13 protein-coding genes and 1 riboswitch are annotated in these 16,684 nt (G+C 42.5%); of the genes, 5 read left to right on the forward strand and 8 right to left on the reverse strand.

The features are described from left to right. Positions 1-358: 358 nt before the first annotated feature. The 5 genes from acsA to BMZ58_RS17630 all read right to left on the reverse strand — a co-directional run bounded on the left by acsA (position 359) and on the right by BMZ58_RS17630 (position 8,707). Positions 359-2,044 (reverse strand): acetate--CoA ligase, encoded by a 1,686-nt coding sequence (gene acsA, locus BMZ58_RS17610; protein WP_075037858.1) that lies wholly within the window; start codon positions 2,042-2,044, stop codon positions 359-361. Between the two features lie 215 nt (positions 2,045-2,259). Next, a complete protein-coding gene (locus BMZ58_RS17615) occupies positions 2,260-4,038 on the reverse strand; it encodes a PLP-dependent aspartate aminotransferase family protein (RefSeq protein WP_075037859.1) in 1,779 nt (592 codons plus the stop codon). A 269-nt stretch (positions 4,039-4,307) separates the two neighbouring features. Next, positions 4,308-4,418, reverse strand: a riboswitch (SAM riboswitch). 74 nt (positions 4,419-4,492) lie between these two features. Continuing rightward, a complete protein-coding gene (locus BMZ58_RS17620; protein ID WP_075037860.1) occupies positions 4,493-5,638 on the reverse strand; it encodes a trans-sulfuration enzyme family protein in 1,146 nt (381 codons plus the stop codon). Between the two features lie 58 nt (positions 5,639-5,696). Continuing rightward, positions 5,697-6,299, reverse strand: coding sequence for an NUDIX hydrolase (locus BMZ58_RS17625; RefSeq protein ID WP_075037886.1), 603 nt, complete (start codon positions 6,297-6,299; stop codon positions 5,697-5,699). A gap of 260 nt (positions 6,300-6,559) precedes the next feature. Further along, entirely contained in the window at positions 6,560-8,707 is a 2,148-nt protein-coding gene (locus BMZ58_RS17630; protein WP_075037861.1) for a bifunctional diguanylate cyclase/phosphodiesterase, read from the reverse strand. Between the two features lie 112 nt (positions 8,708-8,819). Here BMZ58_RS17630 and BMZ58_RS21255 point away from each other — a divergent pair, with 112 nt between their 5' ends. After that, positions 8,820-8,990, forward strand: a complete 171-nt coding sequence (locus tag BMZ58_RS21255; RefSeq protein WP_167360112.1) for a hypothetical protein — start codon at positions 8,820-8,822, stop codon at positions 8,988-8,990. 99 nt (positions 8,991-9,089) lie between these two features. Next, entirely contained in the window at positions 9,090-10,553 is a 1,464-nt protein-coding gene (locus tag BMZ58_RS17635) for a hypothetical protein (RefSeq protein ID WP_167360113.1), read from the forward strand. Positions 10,554-10,639: 86 nt separating this feature from the next. Here the strand turns inward: BMZ58_RS17635 and BMZ58_RS17640 are convergent, their stop codons facing one another. Further along, a complete protein-coding gene (locus tag BMZ58_RS17640; protein ID WP_075037863.1) occupies positions 10,640-11,404 on the reverse strand; it encodes an alpha/beta fold hydrolase in 765 nt (254 codons plus the stop codon). Between the two features lie 189 nt (positions 11,405-11,593). Between BMZ58_RS17640 and BMZ58_RS17645 the strand changes: the two genes are divergently transcribed. Beyond that, positions 11,594-12,604, forward strand: coding sequence for a DUF3231 family protein (locus tag BMZ58_RS17645; RefSeq protein WP_075037864.1), 1,011 nt, complete (start codon positions 11,594-11,596; stop codon positions 12,602-12,604). 196 nt (positions 12,605-12,800) lie between these two features. Here BMZ58_RS17645 and BMZ58_RS17650 read toward each other — a convergent pair whose 3' ends face one another. Beyond that, a complete protein-coding gene (locus BMZ58_RS17650; protein ID WP_075037887.1) occupies positions 12,801-13,577 on the reverse strand; it encodes an acetoin reductase in 777 nt (258 codons plus the stop codon). 284 nt (positions 13,578-13,861) lie between these two features. Here BMZ58_RS17650 and BMZ58_RS17655 point away from each other — a divergent pair, with 284 nt between their 5' ends. After that, positions 13,862-14,440 carry an SCO family protein gene (locus tag BMZ58_RS17655; protein ID WP_075037865.1) on the forward strand — a complete coding sequence of 193 codons (579 nt, stop codon included), beginning with the start codon at positions 13,862-13,864 and terminating at the stop codon, positions 14,438-14,440. Between the two features lie 113 nt (positions 14,441-14,553). Here BMZ58_RS17655 and BMZ58_RS17660 read toward each other — a convergent pair whose 3' ends face one another. Continuing rightward, positions 14,554-15,456 (reverse strand): DUF1002 domain-containing protein, encoded by a 903-nt coding sequence (locus BMZ58_RS17660; protein ID WP_075037888.1) that lies wholly within the window; start codon positions 15,454-15,456, stop codon positions 14,554-14,556. A gap of 810 nt (positions 15,457-16,266) precedes the next feature. Here BMZ58_RS17660 and BMZ58_RS17665 point away from each other — a divergent pair. After that, on the forward strand, positions 16,267-16,653 hold the full coding sequence (locus BMZ58_RS17665) for a DoxX family protein (protein ID WP_075037866.1): 387 nt from the start codon (positions 16,267-16,269) through the stop codon (positions 16,651-16,653). Positions 16,654-16,684 lie beyond the last annotated feature (31 nt).

A 16,684-nucleotide genomic window follows, 5' to 3' on the forward strand; every position in this document is an offset into this window, starting at 1 on the left:
ATTCAGAAAAAGCATAAAAAAACCTTACAGTATTGGGGTCCTTACCTAGCACCTATGCTGGATGTATACCTGGACTCTTTTGATGCTTGCAACTAACGCAGAGGGAATTGTGCTTTATAAATCATATCATAAAATGAGTGAAAGTTGAATAGAATTTGCTGGTAGTTTCTTAATACAACTATTAAAGCAGCGTTGTTGTACAACTTTCAATGGCCATTGAACCGCTAGATTAATAGTCATTTCTAGATTATGAGAATGTTTAGAATTTATTACATATTCGTGAATTCTTTACTAAGTATGTATATAATCTTATCCTGTTGCATAAAAAAACGACCGGCTTTATAACGGTCGTTTTCTATTAAGAACAAACACTATCTTTCTCCTTTAATTTCCGGCGCAACACTTTTCCACTGATTTGAGTCTTCGGAAGTTCACTAATGACTTCTATTTCTCTTGGAGCTGCGTGGGCTGCAAGATTAGCTTTGACAAAGGCCCGGATATCCTGCAAAAGCTTTGCTTCATTTTCAAAACCATCATTCAGGACAATAAAAGCTTTCACAATTTCCCCACGGATTTCATCTGGTTTACCGATGACTCCTGATTCGCGTACAGCAGGATGTTCAAGCAACTTACTCTCCACTTCAAACGGGCCGATTCTTTCCCCTGATGAATTGATCATATCGTCACTTCTACCTTGAAAAAATACATACCCATCTTCATCTACATAAGCCAAATCTCCAGCTAAATACCATTCTTTTCCATAAGGGAAATACGAAGCGAATTTTTCCGGATTCTTCCACACTTCTTTCATGAGTGAAGGCCATGTAGCTTTGATAGCCAGATGACCAGTTTCAAAAGCTGGAAGTGGATGTCCATGGTCATCTAGTACAGCAACTTCAATCCCCGGAATAGGGCGTCCCATAGAGCCTGGCTTGATGGCTCGCGTAGGTAAGTTCGCAACAAGCTGAGCTCCCGTTTCGGTCATCCACCACGTATCGTGGATTCTTAAGTTCCAATTTTCATAAGCCCAATGAATCACTTCAGGGTTAAGTGGTTCCCCGACACTTAATATGTGCCGAATTCGGGATAAGTCATAATTATGATGCAAATGGTCCGGTTGGGCTTTCAACATCCGGAATGCAGTTGGTGCGCTGTACCAGACGGTGACTCGCGCCTTTTCCAACACTTCATACCAAGCTTCCGCAGAAAATCGGCCTCCATGTATGACTGTTGTTACCCCATTCAGCAATGGAGCAAAAACTCCGTAAACTGTCCCGGTCACCCACCCAGGATGGGCTGTACACCAATATACATCATCTTCATGAAGGTCCAGGACCCAACGGCCTGTCTGGTATTGTTGAATCATATTTCGATGCGCATGAATAATCCCTTTCGGTTTCCCTGTGGACCCACTTGTATAATGGATGTTCAGTCCGTCTTCGAGATCCACCCATTCGGTGGCCAATTGATCGCTGTTTTTTTTCGCTTCCGTCGTAATAGATATATTGACACCATGTTTTTCATTTGTGGTAAATACTTTTTCAAGACTTGGGATTTCCTCCCTTTTGACCCGGTCCAAGAATGTGTCATCTGTGATAAGAAATCTTCCTTCACAATCGTTGATTCGATCTTTCACAGCCTCTTCCATAAATGCTTCAAATAGCGGTCCGACGACCGCCCCTATCTTAATAGCAGCAAACATAGCGATATGACAATAAGGATGTTTCGGTAAAAAAACGAACACAAAATCACCTTTATGTACTCCGTGATTTTTTAATACGTTTCCCCAACGATTGATTTCTGCTTGCAATTCAGAGAAAGTGTAGATCACTTCTTCTTCATCGGCAAAATAATGGAGCGCAATATGGTCACCTTTTCCCTCCAGCACATGCCTGTCAATACATTCATGAGCCATATTGACTCTGCCGCTTTCCTTCCATGTAAATCGATCATGCACTTGCTCCCAATCGAAAGGATCCCCTTCTTTCCACTCTTTCTCTATCTGGTGTCCTGATGTTTGAGGTGGGATGATTGATGCTGTCATTGTGACTTTCCTCCTTAGGCCTTCGTAAAATCCAATTCTCGCAATACTTCCTCTTTCAATTCTGCAAGATGGACGGCCTCCCGTTTTCTAGGTTTCGGCCTGGCTCATCGTCTACTTACTAAATTAGGTTCCCTGTCGGCGCGACCAGCCGACGGGGAACCTAAAGTGATGGAGGTCCTTTTCATTCCCATGTTCGTACCCCCTCCATTTAGCTTTTATATTTCACACGCATAAGTGTCGATCGTACCACGCAGTCGTTGTGCCTCTTTATACGTACAGCGATTATGAACGACTTCCAACCCGGCTTCGCTTGCAATTTGAGCGGCTTTCGGTGCAATGACCCCTTCTTGCAACCAGAACACATCTGGTCTAACTTCCGCTGCTTCCTTAGCAATCTCAATGGCAGCTTCCGGGCTGCGGAACACTTGAACCACATCCACTTTGAACGGAATTGACTTCAAGTCTGGGTAAGCCGTCTCTCCCAATACTTCCGTTTCTCTTGGGTTTACCGGTACAATTTGATAGCCAAGTCGCTGCATTTTCCTAGCCAGACGATGGCTTGGTCTCGATGGTTTGCCACTTAATCCCACCACCGCAAGTCGTTTCGGTCGGGTTTCCCCATCTTCTTGTGTTTTCGAAGAGCTCAATGCCCATTTAATGACACCTTCATCATTTTCTGTAATTGCAGTATCCTTACTATCACGACCTGTTGCTTTGGCTATCGCACGATCAAGGTCATTGATTAGGTCTTTGCTCGATTCTAGACCAATCGATAAACGGATGAGTTCTTCTGTCACCCCGCTTGCAGCCAAATCTTCTACAGAAAGCTGCTGGTGAGTGGTAGAAGCTGGGTGAATGATCAGGGATTTTGCATCGCCGACGTTAGCAACATGAGACCAGAGGGATATGTTATTGATTACCTGACGTCCTGCCTCACGACCACCTTTTATTCCAAAGTTGACAATCGACCCATATCCACCCTCTAGATAACGGTTCGCAAGTTCGTGTGCTGGGTGAGTTTTCAAACCAGGGTAAGAGACCCATTCTACATCAGGGTGCCCTTCTAAGTATTCAGCAACTTCCTGAGCATTGTCACCATGGCGAGCCACACGTAAATGCAGTGTTTCTAGTCCTTGCAGAAGTAGAAATGCGTTCTGTGGGCTCAAACAGGAACCGAAATCTCTCAGTAACTGAACCCGCAATTTTGTAATGTAGGCAAGTGTCCCGAAGTCTGCTGTGTAGACGATTCCGTTGTAACTATTATCAGGCTCCGTGAAGACCGGATATTTTCCATTACCCCAGTCGAAGCGCCCGCCATCAACAACGACCCCACCGATGGTTGTACCATGACCACCGATCCATTTTGTTGCGGAATGAACAACGATATCAGCTCCGTATTCAATCGGGCGACAAGTATAAGGGGTAGCAAATGTATTATCGATGATGAGCGGAACCTCATTGTCATGTGCAACTTCGGCTACTTTCTCAATATCCAACACATGTAAGCTCGGATTACCTATTGTTTCAGCAAAAAAAGCTTTTGTCTTATCGTTAATCGCTTTCCGGAAGTTCTCAGGGTCTTCAGGGTCGACAAATTTAACTTTAATACCATACCGCGGCAAAGTGTTGGCGAATAAGTTATACGTCCCTCCATACAAATTAGAAGCAGCTACTACTTCATCTCCAGAACCTGCGATATTGAGAATAGACAATGCGATTGCTGACATCCCAGATGCGGTGGCAACGGAAGCCACCCCGCCTTCCAACAGTGCCATCCTTTTTTCAAATACATCTACGGTCGGGTTTCCAATTCGCGAATATATATTTCCAGGTTCATCAAGCCCAAACAATCCTTGCGCATGCTCTGTATCGTGGAAAACGTAAGAAGTCGTTTGATAAATGGGTACGGCACGAGATCCTGTCGTCGGATCCGGCGACTGCCCACCATGTAAAGAAACCGTTTCAATGTCATAACTCTCAAATGATTTTGTCATCCTAACTTCCTCCTTAAATGCTTTCATTCGGATATATACTCAGTTTTTAAGTTACATATAGCTTTTGGAACCAGATGTTTAACCGAAAAATAAAAGCTTATGTAAAGCCCCGCCATAACGATACTGTTACAGCAGGAATTGATTTAAAGTCTGGTGAGAATAGGTACTTGGGTTTTCCTGGTATTCTTATTCCAGAGACTTTCTTCAATTCTCAGACAATCAAAAAACCCTCTTCTAAATAAGAAGAGGGTTGATCATATCGGTTCCTCCCCTTATCTGCCAGATCACCAGAATCTGTAGGACTTGGCACCTTTTCAAACCGTTGTTTGAAGGTTGCCGGGCTTCACAGGGCCTATTCCCTCAGCCGCTCTTGATAAGAGACATATTCATTTAAATGGATTATGTTGAGAATTATAAAGGATAGTAATCAGAAAAGTCAACGATTTTAGAATTTTTATTCTATTGAGTCAGCAATAGTCGAGGTCAACTGCTGGATAATATCCTCATGATCTTCAATTCCAATCGATAACCGGATGACATAATCATTGATACCAATCTTCTCGCGCTCCGCTTCTGAGAGTGCACGATGAGATGTTCGAACAGGGTAAGACACTGTCGTTTCTACGCCGGCAAGGGTAGGGGCGATTTTAATCCAGCCCAATGTTCGGAAAAATGTATCAATATCGACGGCATCAGAAAGCTCAATGGTTACGATTGCGCCGTGGCCTCGTTCAGAGACATACGCTGGATAGTAAACGGTATCAACTGCATCGTTTTCACGGAGCGCCTCCGCTACCTTTTGCGCATTGTATGATTGTTGCTTCATCCGAAGACCTAACGTTTTGGCCCCACGTTGGGTGAGCCAGGCTTCGAAAGGGCTTAAGTTCGCTCCCAAAGTGACCATCTTTTGTTTAGCTGCTTGAATCAAGGCTTCGTCACCTACAAGCACCCCACATGTGGCATCACTATGACCACCGATATACTTTGTACCACTGTGTACGACAAGATCAATGCCGCTCAAATAGGGTTGTAACAGATAAGGCGTGGCAAACGTATTGTCGACCATCGTTTTCAATCCTTTTACACGAGCAAGACCCACAATTTTTTCTAAATTTTCTACACGCAGGAACGGATTCGAAATCGATTCCGTATAGAGCAGTTTCGTTTTATCCGTGACCGCCTTCTCCACTTCTTCCACATCGGCAAAGGAAACCATTGTCACGCCGATTCCAAAGTTCGGAAATTCTTTAGTGATTAATTTATGGGATCCTCCATAAACATCTTCGGCAGCGACGATATGATCCCCAGGCTCAACGACAGCGAGTATCCCTGCGAGGATGGCGGACATTCCTGAAGATGTAGCCACACCTGCAGGCGCTTCCTCAAGCTCCGCAACCGTTCCGGCAAGCTCATCTGTATTAGGGTTCCGTTCACGCGTATATAAGTAAGGGCTCTCTCCTTCATAATAGCTTTCCAAATGATCAAGGTCTTTGAATGTAAAAGCGGACGTCTGATAAATCGGTGTACTTTTACTATTTGGGACCTGCCGCTGATCTGCTTTATGATGAACGATTTTTGTTTCGAATGATGGTTTCGTCATAGTTCGTCTCCTCTCTTTTCACTTAATCAAAAATTATATAGAAGATGCGTGAATTTTGTCAAAGTTTTGTGATATAGCTGTGAACGGAATGTAAGATATATTGCATATACCCATACTCATGAGGTACGAACGATTCCTTGGTCAATGTTTGATCTTTTCCATTTAAAACAGAAATAGCTGTAACCGACGTATTTTCACCCTTTAGCATCGACGCGACCTCCTTCAACGAGACACGAACGACATCCTGCACTTCTTCTCCTACACTGAAAGTAGGGAGGGAAGTACAAGGGAAAAAATAAAGTCGGCAAATCTCACGGTCGTCCCATTTTCCATGCGACAGTTGTTCTCTATACCTTCCTATAGATAATAGATCCTCCGCCTTCAGCTTCAACCCTAACTCTTCTTCAATTTCACGAAGACCGGCATCCATCAAATTTTCCTCTGCTTCGATATGGCCGGCTGCAGTAATATCATAGAGTCCAGGGAAATCTTTTTTATCCCACGCTCGCTGTTGAAAGAGAAGGTGTATATCACATTCATTTCTCAAAAACATCCAACAATGAAACGTCTCATGCCAATCCCCTTCACGGTGTACGTCCTCTCTTTCTTTTATCCCGATCGGCTTTTCTTCTTCGTTGAAAACAGTCAACATTTCTGCCATTTTCCATCTTCCTTTCTTTGTGTATTTAATAGTCAAAAGCCCTTCTTTTTCCAAAACAATCAAGAACACATAAATTAAAATCTGGAACCTCTTCCACAGAAGAAGTTCCAGCAAATAATGTTTCTATTAAAATTCCTTTGTCTCTATGGGTGAAGTGCGAGAGGCGATATTCTGCATTTTAAGCTTATCTTTGTCTTTCCAAAAAGTTTTTCTATTCTTTCCAGGGGTTTTATTATATCCATCTCCACTCCCTTTATTGACTAGAGGGTCACAAGATGTGCAGGGACTGGCTTGCTGAAGTAATACCCTTGATATTCATAGCACCCCTTTCTTTTCAAATAAGAGATGTGTTCCTTCTTTTCTACACCTTCCGCAATCACTTGTAAGCCGAGGCTTTTTGCCATACTGATAATGGCATTGACGATAGCGACGTCATGTTTTTCCTCTCCGATTTGCCTGACAAAAGAACGGTCAATTTTAATGGCGTCGATAGGTAACCGATTTAAGTAACTGAGCGAAGAAAAACCCACCCCAAAGTCATCTAAGTGAACTTTTATCCCCCTGTTACGCAGACGTTCCATTGTTTCAATACTTCGATCAAAATCCTGAAGGACCATTGTTTCGGTAATTTCTATAATCAGACTTTCTGGAGAGAGGCCGGAATCTTCTAAAGCCCGGAAAACTTTCTCCGGCAGCATCGAATCCACAAATTGTTGTGCAGACAGGTTTACAGCCACCTTCAAATCAGGCTGACTTGCTTCCACCTGCCACTTCCTTGTTTGATGACACGCCTCTTGTAACACCCATTCGCCAATTTCTATAATCATTCCCGTTTCCTCCGCTAGACTAATAAAATGATTGGGGGAAAGCACCCCAAAGTCCGGATGATTCCATCTTATCAGCGATTCATAGCCGAACACTTGTGAGGTCCGTGCGGAGACTTGCGGCTGATAGTGAAGGACAAACTCGCGGTTATCTAAGGCGTGATGTAGAGATTGTTTCAAATGGAGCTCTTCTCGCATCTGTTCACTCATCCGTTCCTCATAAATCGCATACCTATTCTTTCCATCTCTTTTTGCTTTATGCATCGCTGCATTTACATTCCGTAATAAATCCTCTCCACCTAAACCCTCTGGAAGATTCAAGGGTTTAAATACAGCGCCTATGCTTACCGTGCTATAAAACTCTTTTTCACCGATCAAAAATGGGCGGCGCATAGAAAGGATGACATGGTCACTCAGTTCACGAATATCCTCCATACTTCCGATATGTTTAATTAGCACAACAAATTCATCACTGCTGATTCTTGAAATGATAGTATCGTACGGAGCAAATGTCTGTCTTAGATAACGGGCGAATTGTTTAAGCAGTTCGTTTCCTTTCGAATGTCCCCAAGAATCGTTGATCAATTTAAAGTTATCAATATCCAGCAAAAGGAGCGCTAAATTTTTCTCCTGATTTGGTGCTGAGGATATTTCTTCTTCGATTCTGTCTGAGAGATAACTCCTCGTCAACAAACCTGTCAATGGATCATATAGCGACAGTAGCTGTAATTGCTTTTCTGCCTGCATTCTTGACAATTCATTCGCTGTTCGATCTGCAAAAATTTGGAACAAAGCCTTACCGAGTGGTCCACTCGTTTGAGTCCCACTATCCATTATCGCGAGGATACCGATAACATCGCCATCCGGGTTCAGCAATGATTTCCCAAGGTAACTCTCCACTCCATATTCTTGCAGTAAAGGATCCTCAGGAAAAAGTGCCCGCACCTCACTGGAGTAACAACAGTCATGAATGTTTGTTACTTTTTCACACGGAGTCCCTTTTAGTTGATAATGAACACCAGATGTAATTTCACCTTTATGATACATAGAGATGGCAGTGACTTCATCTTTTTCAGCTCCTGTCAATTCCCCGACCAAAACCGAGTCGACCTCCAGAACTGTCGCTAAGTATTCGACAAGAAAATCGAAAAAACCCTGCCCGTTATAAGAAAGAAAGGCTTCACCTAACTCGATCACTGATTTTTTAATTCGATCCAGCTCTTCCTTGTGAGCAATATCCGGAGCATCTACTCCTGTATAACCGATTAAACGGCGATCCCCGTCGTAAAAAGGTGTAACAATATCTTTCCTCCATTTATAGTGACCATGCTTCAGCAATCGGTAGCTAATATAAAAAGGCCGTTCTTCCTTTCCCTTTATCATTTCCCTATGATTTATATAGAGTATATCTTCTTTATGTAGGAGTCCATTCAATTCTTGACGATTCAGGACGATCGAAGCAATTCCCAATTCTTTTCGTAAACTTTCACTCACATAGATATTCTCTTTTTCTATATCAAAGAACCATATAGGGATGGAAAGCTTGTTGAGAGTATCCCAAGGATGTTCCATTGTCTGAGCCATTCCGTTCACCTACTCTATATAATATAATCTACCCATCCTAAATATCGGAAAATTACAACTAAAGTTTAATTCTTTATACTCGAGGAAAACTACCTAAAAAGGAGGAATTATTTTGGAAAATCGAAAGTTAAGGCGTGGGAAGGTAGAGCAGACAAATGAGATAGCCGAAGTTTTCAATCGTAAAATGAGCTACAACCAAGCATTCTCCCATCAGACAGAAGATAGCGAACCCCACTCTGAAAGTGAGGCCCTATACCACCATTATTCTGATGATGAAGATTAGTGGGTGATCTCCGATGTGAGGTCACTTTTTTTATGCCTTACTCCCTTAATTACCGAAAATTCTGTTATTATAAAAGTAATTACCGACAAATTTTAACAGATGTTTAACAGAAAGGGTTATTTTTATATGAACAAAGGCACCAATAAGAGCAAGTGGATTTTGATTGCCGCTTCTCTAATTATCTTTGTAGTGGGAGCTTATCTTTTCACCGACAGCGGGGAAGATAAATTGGTACTCAGCACAGATTCCAAACCGATGCGAAAAGCGAAACCAGTAGATCTCGAAGATTTTCCACTTCAGTGGAATGAAGTCAAGAGCTATGAGGAAGTGAACCAGTTCTACGAAGAGCGGATCCAAGGTTTAAAACTGGCCAGGGAGGAAGGGCTGACCACCTACCCAAAAGAGTCTTTCCCCATTCCAGACAAAGACGGTCGGATGCAAGTAAATGAAGTCTGGCATAGTGGACATATGATTCATATTTTGTATAGTATCGACCTTTCCGCTTTAACAGAAGAAGATCCCGACGGGGAAGGGAGTCCGTATCTTTCCCGCCCCCCTGCTCTTGAGGCTGTACATATAAAGGAGTCAACAGAAACGAATGAGCAATCATTTGAAAGTCATTCCAGAGAGTTGAACCCCCATGAGACTGTCGTTTTCGAAAATCGTGTCTACAGTCTTATCCAAGTTCCTCCAATAACAGAGGAGTGGGGATACAATTACACTCGTGAAGATATCGGAAACTATGACGAAGAATTTTCAACTTCCTTCCGATTGCGTATAGACCTTGAAACTATAGAGACAGAAGGCATTCCTATACGTTACAAACATGACCTTGAAGGACACGTCCTCGATACTTTCACAACTGATGAGGTGTACGAAGACGGAAATGTAACCATTGAACCGCTCGAAGTGAATATCGGTGTCGCTTCCAGCCATGTCAAAATGAGAGTGGAAGCAGAAGACGAAGAGATTGGGCAATCCATTCAGGCCGTAATTAAATCAGAGGAAGGTGCCCGTCATCCAATCTCTCTTTTCCTTAGCCCGACACAAGAAGGAAATATTTATGAATCATGGTTTCATCCAGCTTCGGAGCTCCCAGGTGATGTAAGTATGGAATTAGAATCCATTCACCTCAAGGATGAGACTCCCTATTCCTTTGATATCGACATGACTCAGTTTGAAGATGAGCGTAGAGTTTCTAAGACCTTTGATAAAAAAGTTGGCGAAGCTTATGATACAGATATCATTCTTAAGCGAGTGAATATCCATAATCGCCAACAGATGGACATTGAACTTAGGTATGAGCCGCACGAAGAGCAACAAAATAAAAAATTGGTCGGGGCTCAAGTGCATAGACTAAACACTACTCCAGAAGAACAAAAAAAATATGGAGAAGTTGTTAGTGATAATGGAAAAACAGCAGAAGCAGTAATTTGGGGGCATGACCAACAAGGAAATATTAACTTCCCACTCCGACCTTTCAGAAACTCAGAAAACCTCACCATCACTGTAAAAAGAACGATTTACTCTCAGCGGCTTGACCATACCTTCGATTTTCAATAAGGAGAAAACAATGGATCTTCAGAGATATTTAATTTGATCCACAAACCTTGAATGGATACGAAAAAGCAGAGGCTCCTCTGCTTTTTCTATGCTTTCTCATGTACAAAACGTACTAATGCAGCATTGAATCGATCAAAGTGGGTGGCCGGTGATTGATGGTACGCATGCTCGATGACTTCCAACTTCACGTCCGGACACTTTCGGTAATATTTCGCGTGTTCATTGATCCAAAATTCTTTATTCCCATACACAAGCAACAATGGCATGGACAACTCACCTAAACGTCGGCTGCAATCAAACGAAAGGGCATGCTTGTAATAGGTATACCACGCTTCAGGGTCGGATTTTGCCATGTGTTCATTCAACTCACGTTTAATTTCCATATTTTTAAAATGGGAGTGGCTAAGTAATTTCGCCAATGTTTCTGGACTTTTTTCCACCCAGTACATCCCCCCTAAAAATTCAAAGCGTAAGCCTCCTGTCGCCACTTTCGGGAATCCACCAGCAAGTATGACCGCCTTCGTCCGTCCTGGAAAAGTAAGGGCGAATTCCTGGGCAACCATTCCCCCGCATGAATAGCCGACAATGATGGCTTTTTCCAGTCTCAGGTGATCGAGTAGTTGTACAATTTCACGAGCATACATCGACACGTCAGGGGCGTGAGAAATCACTTCCGAATCCCCATTCCCACTCAAATCCGGAAAGATAACCCGGAACTCCCGCGCTAATGAATGTTGCATTATGAACACTTTTCTCCCCATTCCAGGGGGATGGATAAAGATCATCACTTCCCCGTTCCCGCGATCATCATAATATAATTTTTTCCCTGATTTTTCTGTATAAAAAGGCATGATGTCATCCCCTAATCGATAGTCATGGACTCTTAGATTTCCCTTATTATAAGAATTTATGCCGTAAAAAAAAGCAAGGGAATGATGGTATGCCTATTTCTACATCAAAATATTCTCTTGCTTGTGAATAACCATTTCAATTTATGGAATAATATGTAAATAGGAGTGCTTTCAGGAAGGAACGAATATATGAAAATTTCCCATAATGCGAATTTGACCTCTTCAGAACAAGCGAATCTATGGAACACCTACATAGCTGACACACTATCTTTATGTGTACTAAAACATTTCTTGGCAACGAATCACACACCTGAAATTGATACTATCCTAAAATATGGAATATCCATTTCAGAGAATCACCTCCAAGAAATCACCACCATCTTTACTAGCGAAAATATCCCTGTTCCGCATGGTTTCAATGAAAAAGATGTTGATCTAAATGCCCCCAAACTATGGTCGGACACCTATTACCTCAGGTACCTTGAATATATGGGAAGAACCGGACTGTCCACATACTCATTAGCTAAGTCTATAGCTACAAGAAAGGATATAAGGGTTCTATTTAAAAAATGGATTGATCAAACCGATCGATTATTTGATATGGTCACTGATTTATCTTTAGAAAAAGGAGTTTACGTCAGACCCCCTTATACAGCCTACCCGACAGAGGTCTCTTATGTGGACGATGAGCGGTTCCTTGGTGGAATCGTAGGGGAGAAAAGACCTTTGCTCAATGTGGAAATCGCCCATTTGGGGACTAATATCGAAGTGAACAATGTAGGAAAAACGTTACTACTAGGCTTTAGTCAAGTGGCCCAGTCAAAGAAACTGCGGGAATATTTCAAAAAAGGCTATGATATAGCAGGCAAACATGTATCTGTATTTCTGGACCTCTTAAAGAAAAATAATACATCACATCCATCATCATGGGATGGTGAAGTTACTGCATCAACGAATTCTCCATTCTCTGATAAATTATTACTTTTTCATACTAATATGATAGGAGCTGTCGGGCTAGCGGATTATGGAACAGCTTTGAGTGCAAGTTTGAGAAAAGACTTAGGACTGAGCTATTCCAGACTGATAGCAGAAAATGCCCAATATGGAAATGAAGGAGCAAAGTTATTAATTAACAATGGCTGGATGGAAAAACCACCTTCTACTATTGACAGAAAGAAATTACAAAAGAAACCCAAATGAGCTTCCCCTGAATGTACAAAATCCCCTTTCGCCTTCTCAGATGAACACGGAAAGGGGATTTTGTAGTTTTTTCGCCTTAACAATTGGGACTGTGCATACATAAGCACCGTCCTCTATTTAATAAAAATTGAGGGAATCTCACTATCCATCTCTGTAAAAAAACTAGTTCAAAGGATAGCTCGTTAAGCATGAAACCTTAACTGAACTCAATGCCACCATCAATCATAACCGCCTGACCTGTCATATAATCAGAATCGGAAGAAGCAAGATAGGATACAAAATTAGCAACATCCACTGGTTCTTGCGTCCTTCCAAGGGTAATCCCTTCGGCGAACTTCTCAAACGCTTCTCCAGGTTCAAGTCCCATATATTCAACCATTCTGGCATCAATACGGTCCCACATGGATGTACCAACAATACCAGGGCAGTAGGCATTTACATTAATATCAAATTGCGCTAGCTCCTGAGCTGCTGTTTGAGTTAGACCACGGACAGCGAATTTCGTTGAAGAATATACTCCGAGGAAGCTATAGCCTTTATGGCCTGCGATACTGCAAGCGTTAATGATTTTCCCACGTCCATCCTGTTCTTTCATTTGCTCTGCAGCTGCTTGAATACCGTAAAGTGTACCGAACACATTAATATCGTAGATTTTCTTCAAGTCCTCTTCTGTTACTTCTAGTAAAGGGGCAACCTGATCGATACCAGCATTATTGACAAATACATCCACGGAACCGTATTTCTCTACTGTTTGCTTGACTAAGGAGAATTGATCGTCTCTTTTGCTGACATCCCCCTCGACTGCAAAAGCTTCTTTGCCCTGGTCTTGAAGTTCCTTTGCAGTTGCTTCAGCGGTTTCTTTATTGACATCATTGATCACAACTTTAAATCCGTCATTTGCCAATCGTTCTGCAATTCCTTTTCCAATTCCTTGACCTGATCCCGTAATAACTGCAACTTTTTGATCAGCCATCATCTACCTCCTCCTTTAACTTTCCATACACAGTACAATTTACCCACTTCACCCTTCATAAAAACCAGGCAAGGTAGTCAGGGTCCTAAAAAGGAAGAACCATTCCATAAAACCGGATTTTTCTCGGAATAATTATAGGAAATCACAAACAGTCTCTGTGCTTAACTCTCTATCTTCCCAAACTTTTATTATGGACAAAATTATTAAGTCCCTGGCCAATTGACCTCCACTTAATGCAAGCGTAAACTAGACTTGTAAATTGAAATCAGGGAAGGAGAAACATTATGAAGCGTTTCCTTTTACTTATCGCGTTTGCATGCCTGGCGATATTGATTGCTGCATGCGGCTCGAATGAACTTGAAGATACATTAGATTGGGAAGTCCAATCCTTTGAAGGTACGACACAAGAAGGGGAACATTTTTCCACCGATGATATGGAAGGAGAAGTATGGCTCGCAAACTTCATCTTTACGAACTGCAACACCGTCTGCCCGCCTATGACACGCAACATGGCTCAGGTCCAAGAGCAGTTGAAAGAAGAGGGGGTTGATGCACAAATCGTCTCGTTCAGTGTGGACCCTACAGTCGACCACCCTGATGTATTGAAAGAATTCGGTAAACAACATGGGGCCGATTTCAGCAATTGGACTTTCGTTACGGAATATACCCAGGAAGAAATCAAGAACTTCGCTCAAGAAAGTTTCCAAACGATTGCAGTTAAAACAGAAGGAAACGATCAAGTCGATCACGGGACATCTTTCTATTTGATCGGGAAAGATGGGCTTGTGAAAAAGAAATATATGGGCAACATGGAAGTGCCGTTTGAACAGATCGTTGAAGATACAAAAACACTTGCAAACTAGATGATGAACTCCCCCTCCCTAAAAGGCGTGGGAGTTTTTCACTGGATAAAAAAACACACCAAGCCGCCCGTCCACAGGAAACTTGATGTGATAGAGTTTGTATAATAAGCTCGTCAGTTAAATAATGAGCTGATAAAGTTACTTAATGATTTAAAGAAGTCTTGAATAGCGTTTCGCAAATTATTCCAGAATCCATCATCATTAATCAAATCCTGGATATTCCCGGTTAAGTCGTCTAGCTGATTACGTACTTGATCGAAGTCAATGTTCAAATTGCGCATCTGTTCGAACAAGTCGATCAGTCGTTGACGTTCTTCTTCGCTCAGCTCAATGTTCAGCGATTGAATCTGTTCCTGAACAATTTGCTCAATTTCTTCTCTAGTCGCCGGATCCTGTTCCGCGATTTGCTTTTTGATTTCCGTTAATAGTTCACTGATCTTGTCGCGGTCGATCCCTTCTTCTTCGGCGATATCAGTAGCAATATCAAGCTCATCACTTGCAACTTTCATCCGCTCTTCATCGAGTTTTACGCCTTTTGCATCATAAGCTTTGTAAATACCCGTGAGTGCGGAATGTCCACTTACTTTAACAGAGGAGGCCACAAGCACATCCGCATTTTCCACCCCCGCCGTTAACAATGCATTTGTGTACATTTCTTTCGTCACCTGTGTTATGTTAGCAGGTGTTACGATATCGATATTCAAACCGGCACCATTATCCTGGTGGATGATTTTTACGGAAGAGTACATATTCGAATTCGGATTTCCACCGATGTAATTAGCTAGGTCCTGACCGTTGACGGTGAATTCATCGACCTGTTCATGTTGATTCACTTCAAGTAAATCTGTCACTTCCGCTTTTTGTGACGGAGAAAGGGCTTCACCATAAACAACAATCGGCAGTCCTAACTTCTCATTAATACCTTGATCCCCTGTCGAAGCGAAGGTGTTTGACGGCAGTGCAAATGATGCAAATAAAACAACGATCAACATCCATAAACCGATACGTGATTTCATTTTCTCGACCCCTTGTAAACGTGGTAGATTCCCCATTACGTTATGCGGAACCTCCTATCTATTATACCCGCTGCGAATCTGCTCTTTCAGAAAAATAATCGTAAATGTACGGGTTGTCTTAATAGACGTAAAAAGTCATATAAAAGTTTCAACCTATATAAAAAGATTTATCATAGGGAAATCTTCCTTCATAATAATTATAAATCCTTCCTACACAAACTGGCAGTATTCCGGAAGACTCAGTTTCGAGATAAACGGGATCCGTTGCCGTATGAAGCGTAAGGGGTGGTGAGGAAGCTTCCTCGGGCGGTCTGCCGCACTACGGGATCTCGCCTACCTCCTTCTCCCACGGGAGTCTCGCAGCTTCTCCACCACCCCATTCAAAGTTAATGAGAAACGAATCCCTTTACCAGGAAGGAGCGTCTTCCAGCATCCCTGTCCTATGGGAATATAACGCTCTATAGCAAGGTTTCCAACATGGGAGCACCTTATGCTCATCAGCGTGTCCCCCTAATAATTTCCACTTTTTCTTGAAGCGGTTTTGAGAATCGATCTTGGCAAGGTGCAGAGGGGAATGGCGAGACTCCCGCGGAAAGTTTTCAAATGTGGAATCGATTGGCATAAGCAAAAGATTCACGGTATGTGCTCTTTCATTCCATGGATCTTTTGCTTATGACGCGAGTGTCTGGGCGACGGAGCTGGACGAGTCATTCCCCGCCGCACCTATCCACCCATAAAAAGTCGCGAAACTGAGTCTTCAAAATAGGGAGCTTTTATGGAAGTGTAGGATATAAAGAAAGGATAGATATTATGAGTATTCTCCGCCAAATCGGTCTATATGTATTTGCAATTGCCTTGTTCTATGCGGGTGTCACTCACTTTATGTATGATCACGGATTTGCTGCTATGTTGCCGGATTGGATGCCACTTAAACTGATTATTGTCTATGTGACAGGCATCACAGAATGGCTTCTTGCCCTTTTGCTCATCTTCCCACAAACTCGAAGAGCTGCGGGCTTTGCAACAGCGGCTTTTCTTCTGATTGTGTGGCCGGCAAATTTTTATGCTGCAATCTATGCTATCCCTGCCCCGTGGAGTGAAGAAACAAACCAGACGGCACTTTGGATCCGGATCCTTTTCCAACCACTTTTGATCTGGTGGGTTCTCGTCGTATCCAAAAATTCGAATCAAGTGTGATCGTTTGATAAAATGGGAATAGGGAAAGACA

The sequence above is a fragment of the Halobacillus dabanensis genome, assembly GCF_900114165.1.
GTDB lineage: Bacteria > Bacillota > Bacilli > Bacillales > Halobacillaceae > Halobacillus > Halobacillus dabanensis.